Source organism: Bacteroides cellulosilyticus (assembly GCF_020091405.1).
Lineage (GTDB): Bacteria > Bacteroidota > Bacteroidia > Bacteroidales > Bacteroidaceae > Bacteroides.
Genome location: NZ_CP081903.1, coordinates 4850111 through 4867452 on the forward strand (window position 1 = coordinate 4850111; position 17342 = coordinate 4867452).

Sequence of the window (17342 nt, forward strand, 5' to 3'; positions counted from 1 at the left end):
TCTCTTTTTAAAGATGTCTCAGTAATATTCTGATTTCTCTTTGATAGGATAGTCGCCGTATGTCGAAATCTTGATATACGTCAATATTAATCCTGTCATTTACAATTAATGAAAGGATGCGGCTCAAGTCTATGCCATCTTCTTGTTTTACGAAAGATCCATATTTTTCTTGTTCAATTAAGTCTCTTGCACCACCTACGTCTGTGCTCACCATGTAGTTCCTGAAACGTTTCGCTTCATTCAGCACAATGCCGTAGCTTTCCCAGCGTGAAGTGCATACAAAGACTTTCGCTCGGTTGTACCATTCCCACAGTTCTTTCTTGCTCTCTATTTTTCCGGCAAACACGACTTGCTCTTTCTTTTCCGGGTATTTTTGGTAGAATTCCTCTATGGCTTGACGAAACTGATTTTCCACAGGGCCTATTAAGACAAATTTCCACTCCTTCAGTTCCATACAGCCTAATGCATCCAGAATCATCTCCGTGTTTTTCTGATGAGTTCCCAAACGTCCTACGGTAATGATCAGATTTTCTTTTTGTTGGAATTTCCGTTCTGAGACGCCGGATGCAACGAATGCTTCTTCATCAAAAGCATTGGGGAGTAATACGAGCTTTTGGAGCATTATTTTACTAAAATCACTGTCGTAGCACAGAAAATCATAAGCCTGCGACGTTTCGCATGATAGTGCGGTTATCTTCTTCAGGCATTTCGTATATATCATTTTCCGCAACGCCTTACCAAGAAAAGAATGCTTATCTAGATTAAATTCCTGGCCGGAACCAGTGTCTAGTTTGATGTATATCTGCCCATGCTTATTCAGAAGTTTGTAAAGCAGGATGTTGACGTATGTCTCCAGCTTCCAGTGAAAGCACACCAACAAGTCGATGCGTGAAGCGTTTTGCAGAAGATACTTTATGTATACGAGGATTCTCCGATACGGGTTGTGGCCCAGCGGTTGCTTGGTAAATATCAATCCTTTCTTCGTCATAGAAGGGAGTAGCCGGGCTACTTCTTCGGAGTAGCCGCAGCAGATTTCTACGTCATAGTCTAAAGCCTGTCCCAGGTAATAGGGCACCAGCACTACGTCTTTTCCGAACTCTAGCGAATTCAGTTTTCTCCAAAGCAGTGTCAGCCGTTTCTTTCTTTCTTCCATACATTTCAATTTTTAAGCCAAAAAACAATCCGGTTTTTGAAACCGATGTATCGGGATAGGTGCAACCGGCGGAAGCGACAGAAAGTTTCTATCTTTTCAAGCAAGGTCATCCGGTGTCCTAACCAAATCACTGAGTTCAAGGTTTTTCTTAAATAAAGGTCGATAATGGACCTCCATTCGGGATGCTGTTGGGCCCAACTGCGTATTTGTGTACATACCGTGGTGTATCCTTCTATATTGCGCATGCTGAAACCGGCCGTCATAGTCGAATGATCCCGCATTCTACGTTTGAAGAATGGTTGTGGAATGTAGCCTACCCGTTTGGCGTTCAGCATGATTTGTACAACGAAGATAGTGTCTTCATGAATCACTCCGGCCGGAAATCCGCTGAAATGCTTTTTGAGGAAGGAGTGTCTGGCGAAGCATAGCCAGGGGACGACGTAGAATAGGTCGTGTTCCAATTCGTAGTGCATCAGTTCCATTCCGTTCCATGGCTCCCGCTTGTCAATCCGTCCTTTTCTACAATAACTGAAACTGGCAGGTGAATTTGATGTTTCCTGGATGGTTTCGGCATCAAAGGTTACGAAATCCAGATTTTCTTGTTCGCATTTTTCATAACATTGCCTCAGTGCATCCGAATCCAGAATATCGTCACTGTCCATAAAGTAGATATATTCACCGGTTGCCAGTAGCAGTCCGTTGTTGCGGGCTACGCCTTGTCGCTGGTTGGGTTGTATGGAATATCTGATTCTGCTGTCCTTGCGGGCATATTCTTCAATAATTTGCTGGCTATTGTCGGTAGAACCGTCATTGATAAGTATGATTTCTAGACTTTTCAGCGTCTGGCTGCAAATACTGTCTAAGGACTCGTACAGGTAGGCATCTGTATTATATACAGGGATAATGACGGAAACCTTGGGAGATGTACCGACAGAAGAACTGTTACTCGACATTTTTATCGTTTTTGGTATCAGACAAAAGTAATAAATCTAATTAGAATTATTATCATCTCTTCAGATAAATATCTTATGTTTTAGTCGTTTTTTTATCTTAAAACTCCTATCTTTACCTTCAAGAAAAGAAAGTGTTGGAAATTATCAGTAGAGTTTTTAAATAATGATTTATATTCGATTAAGCGGTCGCTTTGGTAATTATCTGTTTCAAATAGCGGCAGGTGCTTCTTTGGCGAAGAAGTATGGTACGGACTTCAAGGTAGTGGTAGCTCCCGATACAGAGGCTATATCCACCGTCAGCAAAGAATCTATGTGGAAATATGTTTCTTCTTTCAAGGAGAATATCTTCCGTGAAATTGAGTTTGTGCATGAAGTGCCGGGAGATGTATCACTGTATAGTTGGCGTGATTTTCCGTACAAACCAATTCCCTATGACGGAGGGGATCTGATGATTGACGGATATTTCCAGTCTCATGAGTATATTGATAATGATTTGATGCAACAATTGTACGCTATGCCCGAAGCGATAGGAGAAAAACTGACTCAAAAATATGGAGAGATTTTGAAGCAGCCTTTTACTTGTATTCATGTGCGCAGGGGGGATTATTGCAAGCTCCCTCATCGCTTCAGCATTTGCTCGATGAATTATTTTCGGAAAGCTGTCGGGCTAATAGGAAGGGAAACCCTTTTTATGGTAATAAGCGATGATCTGAAATGGTGCAAAAAGCATTTTAAAGGACGGAACTTTGTGTTTGCAGATAAAGGAAACTCTATGTTGGAAGACTTCTATTTGCAAAGTCTGGCTACGAATAATGTTATCAGCAACAGCTCTTTTAGTTGGTGGGGAGCTTGGCTGAATACAAATACGGATAAGAAGGTATTTTATCCCACCCCATGGTTTGGACCACACTATTCTCACTATGATGTGTCTGATTTATGCCCGGATGAATGGTGTGCTTTACCCAATCGTACCCCATTTTATTACCAACTGAAATCAGTCTGGATACGGCTGGAAATGAAGATAAGGCACAGATTGGAGCGAAAGTGATACTTGCTGTTTAATATTTGTGGAGGATGTTTCTCACTTTAGCGACAATATCGTATTCTTTGCGCCATTGTAAATAACCTCCCCATAGAATCAGTGCCAAAAGACTTTTCACGCAGAGGGAAACCACTATATTCCAATCGGATGAACAGAGGGAGAGGGGATACAGTACTCCCCCGATGAGCAATGTGATGATTAAAGGGGAGATGAGCTGTCTGTACAAATGCAGCATATTGCGACGGAATTGATAGTGATAGAGTTGCCAATAGCATTGGATGAAACATAGAAAATACGAAATCAGCATACTGTAAGCAAAAGCTTCCAATGTACGAAAAAATAGGATGCACACCAGAAATCCGGTACAGGTGGCAACGGCTGTGAAAATGCCGCAAATAAAAAGCCCGCGCGTGTCATTCGTGCTTTGAAAGAACGATCCGGAAGAGGACATCACTATTTGAAATCCGACGGTTAATGAAAGTATCTGAAAAGCGGGTATAGATGGTTCCCACTGAGAGCCAAATACGAAAAGCATCAGTTCGCGTCCACAAAAGAAAAGGAGTATGCCCAACGGGAAACCGATGAAAGCCAGCAGACGTACCATCCGCTCATTGATGGTAGCTAATTTATCCGTTTCCTTTTGGTAATCGGACAAGATGGGATGAAGCACGGGGGTGATGACGTATGTGATGTTTTGTATGGGAAGAGACATTAGGCGATAGGATTTTTCATAGTAACCGAGTGGTGCCATACCGATATATTTTCCTATCAGCATCTTATCCAGGTTACGGATGAAATAACTCATTACATTAAAAAGGAATTGGTACATGGAATACGCCCATATCTTTTTTATACTCTTGATTCCCCATGTCCACAGAAATTTCTGCGGGTATTTCTTCAGCGAAATGAAGTAAATCAAAACACTCGACAACACAGGCTGGATCAGCAGAGTATAAAGTCCGGCTCCCAGCAACGCGGCACCTACGGCAATAGCGCCTACCGTTATTTGTATGATAAAAGTGCGCCAGGCAATAAACTTAAAGTCTTTATCCTTAAAGAACAACGTGTTGGGCACAGTTCCGGCGGAAGCAAAAAACAAATTCACGGAGAGAAGCTGACATATAGGTAGCAGGCGCTCATCCTGATAATAGTCGGCTATGAAACCGGTGGAAAGAAAGAACAGAACGCTCAGTATAATTCCTATCCATATCGTGAACATATAGATTTCGTTAATGTCGTGATCTGTCAATTCTTTATTTTGCACAACGGCGGAAGATATGCCTATATTGGTGAAGATGGCAAAAAAATTAATGAAAACAGTAGCTATGGCAACGGTTCCAAAATCGTCGGGACACAGCAATCGGGCAAGTATGGCCATTACGACTAATGAAATGACTAAACCGGAATATTTGGCTACTGCTGTATAGAATACTCCGGAGAGCATCTGTTGTTTGATATTTGCCATAATCTTTTTTGTTCTTAGGAATGAAATCGTATATCATCACACACTTTCTTCATTTGCTCTTTCCATGACAAATGCCGGATAGAGTTTCTGATCTCTTGTGGAGATATCGTTTGTTTCTTGCAAAATGCAATAAGTCCGGGAATGTCTATAGCTGTTTCATTTGCCGGTGCCTTTATTATATAAGGCATCTTTTCGAAGTCGTCATCCGTCTCCGAGTAGATGAATCCGAACCCCCGGGCTGCATATTCGCGGTTTTTTAAGGTTTTGATATTAAAAATGCCGCTGCGATGCCGAGCCAGGCTGCCAACGGCGAAATCCGCTTTTTCAAAAAGTGCATCCAGCTCTTTTCCATGCTTTGCGCCATGCATGAAAACGTAATCCTGCAAATTGTATGCTTGAATAGGATCTTCTATCTCTTGCTTCTCTCTTTCGCCGAAAAGGTTGCCTACAATGTGAAAATAGACCTTGTAACCAGGATTATGGGCGTAATATTCTTTCAGCCCCTTGATTAGCCGGTCGAAACCATGCCAGAAGTGTATCTCTGCAACTCCAATCAGATGCAGCTCATTTTCCATTGTACGTATCTGTTTTCGTAATGGGATGGAATTGAAATCGATGCCGTTGGAAATGCGGATGGTGCGTTGCCCGAATATCTCAGTGTCGTTGGAGAAGGTTACGACGGCATCCAGGTGACTGCAAAGGGAGTGGCGGAAGATTCTGTCTATACACAGGTTCAACTTCTGGTCAGTGAACTCCTGGTCGTAAGGGTAGGTCGGAATCTCCAATACAATCTGGGCCCCCAGTTTCTTGGCGGATTTCACAAAGTGTATGGTGAACGGATTGGCATTATGGTAGTAGCGGATATATACAAATGATATCTGCTCTTTCCGTATATAGTGGATAATGGGGGCAAATGACACCCTTTTCTTTATTTTGGCCAAAGTGCCTTTACCTAAATTTACCAGAACTTTCTCGTCAATCATCCACTGCCGCTCTCCGTTTTCACGGACTTCGTAATAACAAGTACGCACGTCCATACCGTACTGTTTGAGTGCATCTACTTGATATCTGATTTTTTTGCTGATACCATTGTACTCTTGAAAACCATAGAAAACAAGAAATAAAGCTCGCATAGTTCTCAATTATTTAAAACATTTGATACAGACGGACCAACTCGTTCGCTGTCTTTTTCCATGAAAATTCTTGTGCACGCAGCAGACCGTAGTCCTTTTGCTTTTGATAGAGGATGGAATCGTTTTCTAATTTTAGCAAGGCGTCAGAGATTTCTTCCGGTTTGTAAGGATCCACAGCCAAGGCACCCGGCCCTGCCACTTCGGGCATGGCGGACGTGTTTCCGGTAATGACAGGCGTACCGCACGCCATCGCCTCCAACATCGGAATTCCGAAACTCTCGCGGAGCGAAGGGTAGAGGAAAGCGAAGGTGGCATTATAGAGTGTCGACAAATCACGGTTAGCAATATAGCCGGGATAATACAGCTGGGATTTTATATCGGTCAGATCCTCTTGCTGCAACAGGCTGTCGATGTATTCCTCTTTCAAGTCGGCGATAAGCAACGGGCGCTTTACAGATGACTGTTGTAAGTACAGGCTATATGCCTTTAACGTTCGTGCCGCATTTTTCTTGGGATCAGTATTTCCCAGAAAAAAAAGAAAATCCTTTTGTGGGATATATTTCCGGACAATCTCCATGTTTATATCCGATTGTTGATGAAAGTGAGTACTATATCCGTTATAGATAGCTGTGATACGCTCTGAAGGTATCTGTAGAGCTTGCCGAATGCGATTACATTCAAATTTTGATACTGTAATAATCTTTTTACATTTTTTTAGAATGCGAGGAACCACCAGACGCCGATAGTGCCATCCCATTTCCTGGTAGAGGGACGAGCTTCGATGCTGTCTGGGTTCCAGATAGATTATGTCATGGAGTGTCAGCACAAGAGGAACAGGACACCTTAATGGAGCCGTATTCGAGGTGCAGTGTAACATATCTACTTTTAGGCGTTTTACAGCTCGTGGAAGAGCTACTTGTTCCCAAAGCGGGTAAGTAGGACATTTCAATTCTATGATAGAAAGGTTAGCCGACTCTTCCAAACAGCGGTCTTCGCCCGGAGCGACGATAACGAAATAATGGTTATCGTCATTCCTCTTTTGCAATTCACGAATTGTTTCCAAAGCTACAAAGTCCATTCCATGCTTGTTGGGACGAAAAATACGTTGGGCTTCAATGGCTATTCTCAAGCCTTTGGGGCTCTCGTGGGTGTCTTTTTTGTTTTTTTTTTCTTGTTTTTTTTGAATAAGAAGAAACGAGTAACGTGACTGAATATGGATGCGAATACAAGAATTGGCAGTGCCCATACTGAATATTTGAAGCGTTTGTTTACTTCTCCGTCGGGCAATGCCATGATAAATGTGATGGCAATGACAGCCAAAAGTACATACCACTTAAAGCTGAGCGACCAATCCAGAAGAGTGATGCCGGCAGCGCATAAAATGATAAGGGCTATCAGTAAGAAGCGTGAAGGCATCAGCCATTGGAATAGTTTGAGAGAATAATCCCATTCGCCTTTCAGTAACGTAATAGGCAATCTTTTCAAGGCTAATATTGTACTGCTGTATTGTGAACGAAGCCACCCGATACGTTGAGCTTCATATCCGTCGGCACTTTCTTCTTTCTTACTATAACAGACTACTTCCTCCATGTACTCGGTATAGATATTCTGCTGTAACAAAGCCGTTTCCATCGCTTTGCTTAAATCTGAGCCTTTTAGTTTGGGAGCAATTTCATGGAACATTGCAAAGTCAAACGCCATTGCAGAACCTATCAAAGCCGAAGAGAACCCCATGCGGGTATGTGCTTTACGGAAAATATTATTATTAATTTCTTCACTGGTGGCATTCAATACGGCAATGCTGGTGGTCAGGTTCTCCGTCATGCGGTGTGCCTGAATGGCATCGCATCCTGAGTAGTACGCATTGTTGAATAAGTTCAATGCGTTGGGTACAATCCGGTTGTCTGAATTGAAAATGATGACCATGTCGTATTCGGCAGGAGAGTAACGCTCCATCACTTGCTGGATGGCATAGACTTTGGTGCATTGCTCTTTGTCGGGCACAACTATATTGACTGGCATCTGTAGCAAGGTTACAAGGTCTTCTTCAGGCAGCTGGGTTGCAGCAACGGCTATGTCATACTTGTCTCTGGGATAAAGTTGAGTATCTAAAAAATGATTTATAGACTGGATTACTTCCTTGCCGTTACGTAGCACTGTGAATAATATCAGGAAGCGATGCGTCTCTTTGGCCGGGGGATAAGGGTTCTTATATTTCCCTAACGAAAAGAGTGCGCAAATGAAAAGATACAATACCGGTATACTTAATAGTAAAAACAAAATTGCATCTGCTATTTGTAAAGCGTTATTGTTTTCGTCCATCCACCAGTCTGGATTGAATATGGAAAAAATTTCGTTCATAATATGAAGTTATTGCTTATTTATGTTTATTAATTGTTTATCTATATACGCTCCGTTCATTACGAAAGCTATCATGGCTACAATTATAAAGTTTGTAGGTGGCATGCCCGGAGCATATCCGGTATATCCACTTAGCAGGATACCAAATACAGTACCTGTAAAAGCCGCCAATTCTTGTCTCAGGTATCTATCTCGGACTTTAAACATGACTATATAGCAGCAGCCTAACAGAGTTATTGCATAAATCAATATTTGTAATGCCACGCCCACTACCCCTGTTTGTATCCAGGTAGCTACAAAGAAAGAATCAGGAGGCAGCGTTCCTTCTTTGTAAGTGTCATCTGCCTGTAACCATAACTTAGGTATGTCGTTGGATATGCCCACTCCAAATGGATAATCCTTTAAATATTGGGCCATCTCTTTTCTGTTTTCTACACGCACATTAAATGACGCATCTTCCGTCGGGCGAAATGCGGTGCGAGCACGTCTTATAAACGAATTGCTGTTTCCTATGTCTGTAAATGCGAGAAATATAAATATGCTTAATCCGGAAATTAATGTAATTGAAAAATGTCTAAGGTCTTTACATATCAAACTGTATAGAGCGAGACCGGCAAAAGGTACAATAAGAGCACCTCGTGTACCGGAGAGAAACATGCCTATAAATCCCATTACAGCAATGCTTATATAAAAAACAGCCAAAATCCGATTACGGGTATTGAGACCGATTATTATATATACAGTACCTGCAGCAGCCATAACCACGCCAAAATTACCAGCATCAGTGAAGTAGGAAAAGTAACGTATGCCGGTAGATATGATATGAGTTCTTGCTGCCTCTTGTACGTATAGCCAATACCGTTCGGCCGAGTCGAAACCAATGTACTTCTGGTACATTAATTTTATGAAAGCAATGATAATGAAAACCCCGATAAGTACTAATCCGCTTCTTAAAGCTTTAGGGGAGTTGGATACAATGGAAGCAACCGCGTACAATACAAATGTCTCTAATATCATGATGCGAATGCCATGGGTAATACCTTCTGATTCAATAAGAGGATTCGTTAATTGCAATAGCACGAATACAATCCATGCAATATAGCTGATCGTAAAGACATTGACTGCGCTTTTTAATCTGAAATTCGTCTTTTTCAGGTAAAAAACAACCAAAAGGGAAATAACAAGATAAACCAATAGTATATCCAGACCAACGCTTAGCTTGACTTTTAAAGTATAACGGGAGATCGTTGTGAAGAAAAAGGCGTAAGTGGCGTAAAGCAAATATACAAAATAGGGATTTTGAAATCCATAGCCTATGCCAGTAACTACTATAGGTAAGCACACGATAACTGCTGCTATTAATAACTTTTGAGTTATAATAGCATACGCAATGCCTGCCAGCCCACCCATAAGCAATAGATTTATCAGTGCCTTGGGGGGGGCTTCGCGTACTGGATATGGTGTGTTTGATGCCATAATCGTATTATTTGACTTCATTCTTTTGAGACGTCAAACCTAATTGTGCCAAACGACTGAAGAACGAGTGAACCGGCATTTTAGGTGGTAATTCGCCTGTGAACGATTCTACCACATCGCGGTCGGCGTTGTTTAGATAAAGCATGAAAGGAGTATCTATCAGTGCTTCTTTGAAAGGGGCCAATGTCGTGCTATCGCTTTCTCGCCATAATCTGCAAGCGTTGGCTACCAATAAATTAACATCTGCTTTTTGAAGTACTGATAAAGGAACGCTGTTATCCTTTATCGGTGGGTATTCTACGAGTATAATGTCAGGTGTCTGCTCTGCTTCATTAGGGGTCCAGAAATCGCTTAATTGTTGTGCCTGTACATATTGTTTGGAACCGCTTTCAAAGTCATAGTCATAGGTAACCATACGCACACGGAGTCCTTCTGATTCCCAGTGGCGGCTAAAGTACTTGGCGAGAAAAGACTTTCCTTCGCGTGAATTGATACTTAGCAGGTTAATGACTGTCGGTTCACCTACCTTCATATATTTGTTTAAACGATTACAACAATAGGCTGCCGCCAGTCGATTACATGCTTTCAGGAAACCGCGATATTTTAGGTTGCTGATGCCATTGAAAGCAGCAATAACAGGCAGACCACTGAGCCGCTTACTGCGATAAGGATCGCGTAGAGTATGATCCAATATTTCTATTAGTAAGAAATATAGAATGATGAAGATCATGCTACCAAAGAAGGCGGCAAGAATGTACATCATACGGTTACGTCCATTGTCTGTTAAAGGATAGGCGGGAGGAGCTACCGTTTGAAGATTGCTTGTGCTCATCTCGATATTCTTCAAACGCAAATTGGCACTGGCAAGACCACTTAGCTGAGTGCGGTAGTTGTCTTCAGCAATGCTGATAGAGCGCTCTTTACGGTTGACTTGAGTTCCGACGGGAGACATGTGACTGTACTGGTCAAATATATCCTGTTGCCGTGATTCCAACACTTTCATTTCGGCTTCAGCTTTGGCTTCATTGACTAATGCTATAAGCCATTCATTGACCATGTTTTCAATGCCTACACCTTCTTTGGTGAAAGCAAATTCATTCAGATTATCTGAAATATTACTGATTCGATCTTCTGCTCGCTTCAGCTCTGCTCTCTCTTTTTGCAATTCTTCGCTTTTAGACTTACTTTGGTCTGAAATGAAGATTTCTTTTTCCATGATGCTCTGATTCAAATTGCTGACCTTATTCAACTCTTGTAATAAATTCGTATTGTTACGAATGATCTGGGCACGTACATCCATTTTATCATCCAACATTTTTCGCAGAGCTACAGCGCCTTCGTATAAGCGTTTGGCTGCTTCCATGCGATCGTCTACTTGATAGCGGGTAGCGGCTAAGGCTTTTGTTTCTTCATCATAATTGATAATCCGTTCTTGTACATTATAATGCATCAGATTATCTTCCTCTTCATTCAGTTTTATTTTTGCCAATCGCACTTGTTCCTCAAAATAAGCAATCACATCATTTGTAGATTTGAATCGGAGAATTTCATAAGCTTTTATCAACTCTTCAATTAAAAAAGCCACTGTTTGCTGAGTAAGACCGGGATCGGCAGAGGTATAAGAAATATCCAAGATGTCACTATTTCCTACACGTTTAAGTTCTACGCGATCTAACGCTGACATGCTGTAAAAAGCTATTGGACGATTGAAAACAGAATAGATAAAGTTACTATGTGTATCTTTCTTATAAGCTGTTAAATTAGCTAAGGTCTTATTCTCATCTTTTCTATCTACTAAATTCAAAACTTCTTTAGGAGTCATTTGCAATAGCTGACGATAATGCTTGGCCTGGATGTACTGATTATCTTTCCATTCCTCGCCATGGGTATAAGCACTAGCCAAAAGGCGTAAAGAAACCTTTTCTAGTGTTCCACGAGATTTAGCAATATTGACAAGGTTGTCAAATGTGGCTGCAACTACGGAAAAGTTTACTGAAGCTCCGTCCAATGATGTAGAGCTCGTTATACCCGCATATAAGCTACTTTTGACCGTATAACTATATGGTAAAAATTGGGTGAAATAAATTACTAAACCTGTAACGAAAAGGGTCCCCCATAATAGCCAATATCGGATACGGTAAAGAAATTGCGATATAAACAGTAGAATATCCATAGATTCTTTTTTATTGTTTATCTTTGATAATATTTACATTTGTAAGCATTTCAAGTAAAATAATAGAATTGTGCAGGGCAACACGTGCTTGCTCATAGATGGTTACCGCACCAGAGCGTCGTGCACGTTCCACCGCTAATTCTGTAATTGTTATTTTACCTTGAACAAAATTATATTCTGAAATCTTTATTTGTGCATTATATAGTGCAGCCGTTTCTGCCTTTGCTTTGATGGTTGCAAGTTGTTCTGTAACTGCGTTATAGGCTTCCAAAATTTTAAGCTTACGATCTTCCATGACTTCGTCTTGCGAAAATTGTAACTGCTCTATGCGATAGCGATAGTCTTTTAACTTTAGCGGTCGATTAAATATATCACCTAAACCAATACTGAAAGTTGCACCTAAATTAAAAGTATGACGGGTGCCAACAGATGTTGATTGATACCAGTCTGTAAATGTCTCGCTGTTTTCGTTAAGGGTGTTAAAACGTCCGAAAGCATAACTTCCGTTTAACCGGAAATAATTCCACCATTCCCGTTTTTCGATGCGATATTCATTTTTGACTTGTTCTATTTGTGAACGTGCCTTTTTCACCGTGGCATTTTCTGTCACAGCATCCAAAAAAACGGATAATGGAGGGAGTTCTAACTTTTCAATTTCATATTGAAGCTCTTTTACTGTTTGTCCAACTGTTGCATTTTCCCATTTACTATCTTCCATTTTTAAAAGCTCCAATGTTTTGATACGTTCTTCACGCGTCATAGTCTGCTCTTGTGCAATGAGAGCTGTTGGAAAAGCAAATAAGCCAATGATGGTTATGCTATAGCTGATGAATGTTATGTATTTCTTTATCATTTTCTTACTGATTGCAGTTTATTGTTCAGCTTTGTTACCAGTTATACATTCTCCTTTTGTACAAACGCCGTCAACGTCTTAAAAATAATCTTCATATCCAGCCAAAACGAGAAATCCCTTGCATACTTTATATCCAGTTGCTTTCTTTCTTCGGCAGACATTTTACCGGCGTCGCCCCGTTTCTCCACCTGCCACAGCCCCGTCAGTCCGGCCGGAGCCATGAAGCGGTCTATATAAGCGTCACTTGTCAGCAGTTCGGCCTCATAGAGTGGGAGAGGGCGGTTCCCTACAATACTCATATCGCCTTTCAGGATGTTGAATAGCTGCGGCAATTCATCAATACTGTATTTACGGATAACACGCCCTACGCGTGTTACACGCGGATCATTTTCCAGTTTGATGAATGTATTGTTCTGGGCTTTTTCTTTCTTTTTCACGAAATCCTCTTCTGAAATCACGAAGTCATCTGAGATTAACAGATTCTCCTCCTCATCAGGTGTTCCAGAAAGATCGTCGAAACGAATTTCCGGACCGTCATCAGAACTCTCCACTTCTTCAATCTGGTACTGATTGAGGGCATTTAATTCCTTGAGCCGTTTATCCGCGTTCGTGTACATGGAACGAAACTTCAAGAAGTTGAATATCTGGTAATTTGATCCTACACGTTGTGATTTGTAAATCACTTTGCCTTTACTCTCTAAGCGAATGGCAATGGCAGTTCCGATTAATACAGGCGAAAGAACGATAACGGCAACGCCAGCGAAGAGTATATCAAATGTACGCTTCCACAAAGGAAGACGGAAAGTGTTCAATACCTTACGGTGTGTCTCGCTGAATTCTTTCAGTTTGCTATCCTTGCGTGCCTTGAGGTAAACATTCATACGCTGAATGCTCTCTTCTTCGGCATGCGGTGGCAGAGTGTTGTTGACTCCTGCTCGTAGGTAAGCTTTTCTGCTTTCGGGCTTCAGTTCATCGGTAATAAGAGTGATGTAAACCCGGGGGTAACGCTTACGCAGATAGGAGAGCTCAATACAATCTGCCTCACGGGTATCTGTTTGTTCGTAAAGAATAGATATATTATACCGTTCACGGATGCCGTCAATGACCTTCGCCGCTTTCTGTGAAGAGGAAACCGCAACAAACATACCACCTGTAACTTTGCTCAAGTGGTCGATGATAATCCGGTTATTTCCAATATAGATGTAGTATAACATATATCTTTATGTGTTTTGCAAACTATTAGATGAATTTCTTTAAGCGAACTTTCAGTTCCATAGGATTAAAAGGCTTTAGAATATAGTCTACAGCTCCTTCTTCAAGCAAACGAATACGTTCGGTAGTGCTTTCTTCACTGGAAAGCATCATAACGGGAATATGTTTAAACAGTTCGTTACTTTTGAGGTAATGAAGGAATTCCGAGCCGGTCATTTTGGGCATACGAATATCGGATATAATCAAGTCGGGTTCATTACCTTCATGTAACCAGTCGATAGCTTTCAAGGGATCTTCGCAGTATACAAAATCATACTCTTTTCCCAAATACATAGAGAGCACTTTACCTATAGAGGCTTTATCATCTACTAATAATATCTGTTTCATTATTATAATTTATATTATTATATACCTGTTATGTATTATATAGTTGTAATCTTTTTTGCTTATGAAAAAAACTGCTCTATCAACCGATTCTACGGGTGATGAAGGCAGTTTTATCTTAAATTTTTTCCATAAATATATTTGTTTTGCTTGATACTAGCAAAAATACGCTTATTTGCGTTAATATTGTTGGGATAGGGAAAGAATCGCTTGCTTATTAACTCTATTTAACGCTTTTGTAGGGACGGATGAAACAAGTTTCTATGTAAAATCATCAATTAACGCATTCCTTTTTCTTTCCACTCTTAATAAAAGGGAAAAATATTATGGGGAACTTTATTATTCGCATAATATAAAAAAAGCCAGAAAGAATTCCGGCTTTTTATCAAACTTGTTTTATCTGTCGTTATGGTTTCATAAAAATGTTATTATTGTGGTTGGATGTCCAGTCTAAATCTTCTATTTTTCCACCATTTATTACCCAGTTTTTGAATCCGGGGTAAACATCTGTAATTATCTTGTATTCTTTCGGCCACTTCCATACTTCTGTACCTGGAATACAAATTCCCCATGCCAAACCTTCAGTACTGATATAATAGCCCTTTTTAGGTATATTGAGCATATTGTTATCGGCAGAAGCATCATTGCTCATTCCAAATAGTGCTGTAGTTCCTAAACTGGTTGGAGCGTAGTTGGCCATATGTACTTCTGTACGCCCAATATTTCCTTGAGTTTCCTTACTAATAATGAATACATCCAGATTCTTAACGTTCATGGCTTTTATAGCTTCTTCAGCAGTCGGGAATGTCATTGTGATTTCAAACCCGGCGCCATCTCCATTATACCTGCTATCGGGACTTGGAATAGTATTATAGAAAGTGAAGTCGTCATCTGCAATGCTGGGTGAGCAATATTTATGCGCGTTAGTAGCGAGGATTACAACCGGATTGCTTTGGCCACTTTCGAAAACAGGAGTTCCGCTTTGTACTTTTCCATTAAGAGCAACTCCGCTTTTGCTAACATTCAGGATTTGGATTCCTACGCCTGTTTTGCGGTTGGCTCCGACGGCATGTATATTGCCTTGAATAGTTAATTTCTTATTATTAGTTATGGTCATCTTATTAATGCTGACAACAACGTCATTCATATCGAAATCACCATAAGCAGGCCATTGGTCTTCGAATGCATAAGTGTAAACAGTATTATCTTCTATATCCGGTTGCTCGGGATTTTCCGGATCGGGATTTCCTGAATTGCCTTCGTAGATGATGCCGGTACAGGTTTCGATTTCTTCTTTAGCTTCATCTTTCTTGGTTAGTTTAACAGATGATTCCTTTGTATATTGAGCCTCCCAACTTGGAGGACCGGCATTGATTTCTTTATTTACCGCCAATATCAAATTACCCTTTAGTGCAGTGGTCCAATTGTATGTGATGCTTTCAGCTTGTACCATGGAAGGTTTGTCGTTGCCTGCGTCTATTTTGAGACCACTTCCACATGTGAATGTGGTAGCTTTGATTATTGAACCATTTTTGAGTATAACGGAACCTTCATTATAAGAGTTGATGGCGACGCTTTCCCATATATCGTCTTTTTGAGCTCCCGTAATAGAGCCATTATCAAGAACTAACTGCGTGAAACTAAATGACTTTTTCGCAATAAACGTACAGTTGTTGTATAGAATGGCATCGGTGTGGTTTTTGTAATCAAATGTATTTACTTCGAAAAAATTGTCATTTATGGTGAGGGCACCTCCTGACAATTTATCGGCCATAATCGTACCTGTACTATAATTAGCGATAATAGTGTTGAGATTACTGTTTGTTTGGATTGTTCCCCCTATATTCATCATACCATGGTTTAAAACTTGAGTAGATGTGATTTTCATATCTTGATCTATGGTGAATACAGCCCCTTTCGCATTGTATATTACACAGGTGTTGAGATTGCCCGCATTTTCGGCAGAGAATGAACCGAAGTTTTTTACGGTTATGTCGGCTTGGCTAAAATCAAAATCTGCTACCGCCAAAGTGGCATCTTGGGCATTGTATATACTGGAGGATGTATTAAATTTTGTTGTTCCGCTAACCTTGAATGTTCCAAAGTTTTTGATGGGAACATTGGTTGCAGTGGTAAATGTCTGGCCGTTAATGGAACCGTCTTTCTGTATCTCCAAAGTGGAATTGTCGCCAATAAATGGATTGCCGGTAACTCTACCGCCTTCCGTAATATAAATATCCAAACCTTGAGGCGTGGAATTCATGTTCCACGTACCCTTTACAATAACTGTGGCTTTCTTACCATTGGTGGTAAGTTTTCCAGTGAAAATTTCTCCTTGTTTTATGATATATACAGAACCGTTCGTCAGTTGATCTCGCGTACCTGTCTCAAAGGCATAGTGCTCAGTCATTCCACTGACATCTGTTTGGGGCTCTTCACCGTAATCTTTTACTTTGCCATTGATTAAATCCCAGCCACTGGTTCCGCTGGCAGTGAGTGCACGGCTTTGAACAGCCGAATGGTATAGCTTGCAATTCAGTGTATTGCCGCTCTCTGGAATATCGTATTGGTATATCTCTTTTCGTTGTTTAGGATCTGTTTGGCGAATAAACAGATGTTGGGCTGATTTCGGTATGCTGATTTCAGCTACATAATTGCTTCCCTGCTTAGCATAACCCGCGGCAAGCGGTACCGCTGTTTCATCCGACAAGGGATTTATGGTGAATACTTCTACTAAATAGTTGTACTGTCTATTGAATTCGTCTTTAACTTCAACGTTCAACTTGACAGTCGAGATCATCGACCAGTCGAAGCCTTCAGGGGCAACGAAATCTTCACCCAAAGGATTCTCAACAGGAGCTACAGGGCGTACTTTATTAGGGTCGTACACATCATTGTCGGCGCAAGCTGCAAAGAATAAAGGAGTTGCGAGGGCAATAATTAAATAATCGTGTTTTAGAATTTTCATAATTTCGCTTTTAAATTGTATTTTTTTTGTTCATTTGGCTCATCTCACAGCGCATTGTGCCAATCGTCTTTGGACTGATTGCTTACCCATTCGGTAAATTTAGGATATCTTTCTGTGATATTTTGTCGTTCTTTAGGCCATTCCCAATTGGGAGCTGCTACAATAAAAG

General features: G+C 40.8%; 14 protein-coding genes. 1 reads left to right on the top strand and 13 read right to left on the bottom strand.

The window, feature by feature from the left end; genetic code table 11:
- Positions 1-7: 7 nt before the first annotated feature.
- On the bottom strand, positions 8-1153 hold the full coding sequence (locus K6V21_RS18310; RefSeq protein WP_224319466.1) for a glycosyltransferase family 4 protein: 1146 nt from the start codon (positions 1151-1153) through the stop codon (positions 8-10).
- A gap of 5 nt (positions 1154-1158) precedes the next feature.
- Entirely contained in the window at positions 1159-2106 is a 948-nt protein-coding gene (locus K6V21_RS18315) for a glycosyltransferase (protein ID WP_224319467.1), read from the bottom strand.
- A gap of 163 nt (positions 2107-2269) precedes the next feature.
- Here K6V21_RS18315 and K6V21_RS18320 point away from each other — a divergent pair, with 163 nt between their 5' ends.
- On the top strand, positions 2270-3154 hold the full coding sequence (locus tag K6V21_RS18320; protein WP_224319468.1) for an alpha-1,2-fucosyltransferase: 885 nt from the start codon (positions 2270-2272) through the stop codon (positions 3152-3154).
- A gap of 10 nt (positions 3155-3164) precedes the next feature.
- On the opposite strand, the gene K6V21_RS18325 is transcribed toward K6V21_RS18320, so the two are convergent.
- The 11 genes from K6V21_RS18325 to K6V21_RS26840 form a co-directional block, all read right to left on the bottom strand.
- On the bottom strand, positions 3165-4613 hold the full coding sequence (locus K6V21_RS18325; protein ID WP_224319469.1) for a lipopolysaccharide biosynthesis protein: 1449 nt from the start codon (positions 4611-4613) through the stop codon (positions 3165-3167).
- A gap of 14 nt (positions 4614-4627) precedes the next feature.
- Positions 4628-5746 (bottom strand): glycosyltransferase, encoded by a 1119-nt coding sequence (locus K6V21_RS18330; RefSeq protein ID WP_224319470.1) that lies wholly within the window; start codon positions 5744-5746, stop codon positions 4628-4630.
- Positions 5747-5759: 13 nt separating this feature from the next.
- Positions 5760-6875, bottom strand: coding sequence for a glycosyltransferase family 4 protein (locus tag K6V21_RS18335; RefSeq protein ID WP_224319471.1), 1116 nt, complete (start codon positions 6873-6875; stop codon positions 5760-5762).
- Positions 6872-8107 (bottom strand): glycosyltransferase family 2 protein, encoded by a 1236-nt coding sequence (locus K6V21_RS18340; protein ID WP_224319472.1) that lies wholly within the window; start codon positions 8105-8107, stop codon positions 6872-6874. Before K6V21_RS18340 ends, K6V21_RS18335 begins: the two co-directional genes overlap by 4 nt.
- Before the next feature lie 9 nt (positions 8108-8116).
- Complete coding sequence (locus K6V21_RS18345; protein WP_224319473.1) at positions 8117-9583, bottom strand: O-antigen ligase family protein; 1467 nt, start codon at positions 9581-9583, stop codon at positions 8117-8119.
- A gap of 7 nt (positions 9584-9590) precedes the next feature.
- On the bottom strand, positions 9591-11756 hold the full coding sequence (locus tag K6V21_RS18350; protein ID WP_224319474.1) for a GumC family protein: 2166 nt from the start codon (positions 11754-11756) through the stop codon (positions 9591-9593).
- Between the two features lie 10 nt (positions 11757-11766).
- The gene (locus K6V21_RS18355) at positions 11767-12609 is read right to left on the bottom strand and encodes a TolC family protein (protein ID WP_224319475.1); all 843 of its coding nucleotides are present in this window, start codon (positions 12607-12609) and stop codon (positions 11767-11769) included.
- 41 nt (positions 12610-12650) lie between these two features.
- Positions 12651-13823 (bottom strand): sugar transferase, encoded by a 1173-nt coding sequence (locus K6V21_RS18360; RefSeq protein WP_224319476.1) that lies wholly within the window; start codon positions 13821-13823, stop codon positions 12651-12653.
- A 25-nt stretch (positions 13824-13848) separates the two neighbouring features.
- Positions 13849-14208 carry a PleD family two-component system response regulator gene (locus K6V21_RS18365; protein ID WP_007662320.1) on the bottom strand — a complete coding sequence of 120 codons (360 nt, stop codon included), beginning with the start codon at positions 14206-14208 and terminating at the stop codon, positions 13849-13851.
- Positions 14209-14611: 403 nt separating this feature from the next.
- Entirely contained in the window at positions 14612-17173 is a 2562-nt protein-coding gene (locus tag K6V21_RS18370; RefSeq protein ID WP_224319477.1) for an LruC domain-containing protein, read from the bottom strand.
- A gap of 44 nt (positions 17174-17217) precedes the next feature.
- Positions 17218-17337: a DUF4842 domain-containing protein gene (locus K6V21_RS26840; RefSeq protein WP_224322063.1), complete on the bottom strand. Its 120-nt coding sequence runs from the start codon at positions 17335-17337 to the stop codon at positions 17218-17220.
- Positions 17338-17342: the final 5 nt, after the last annotated feature.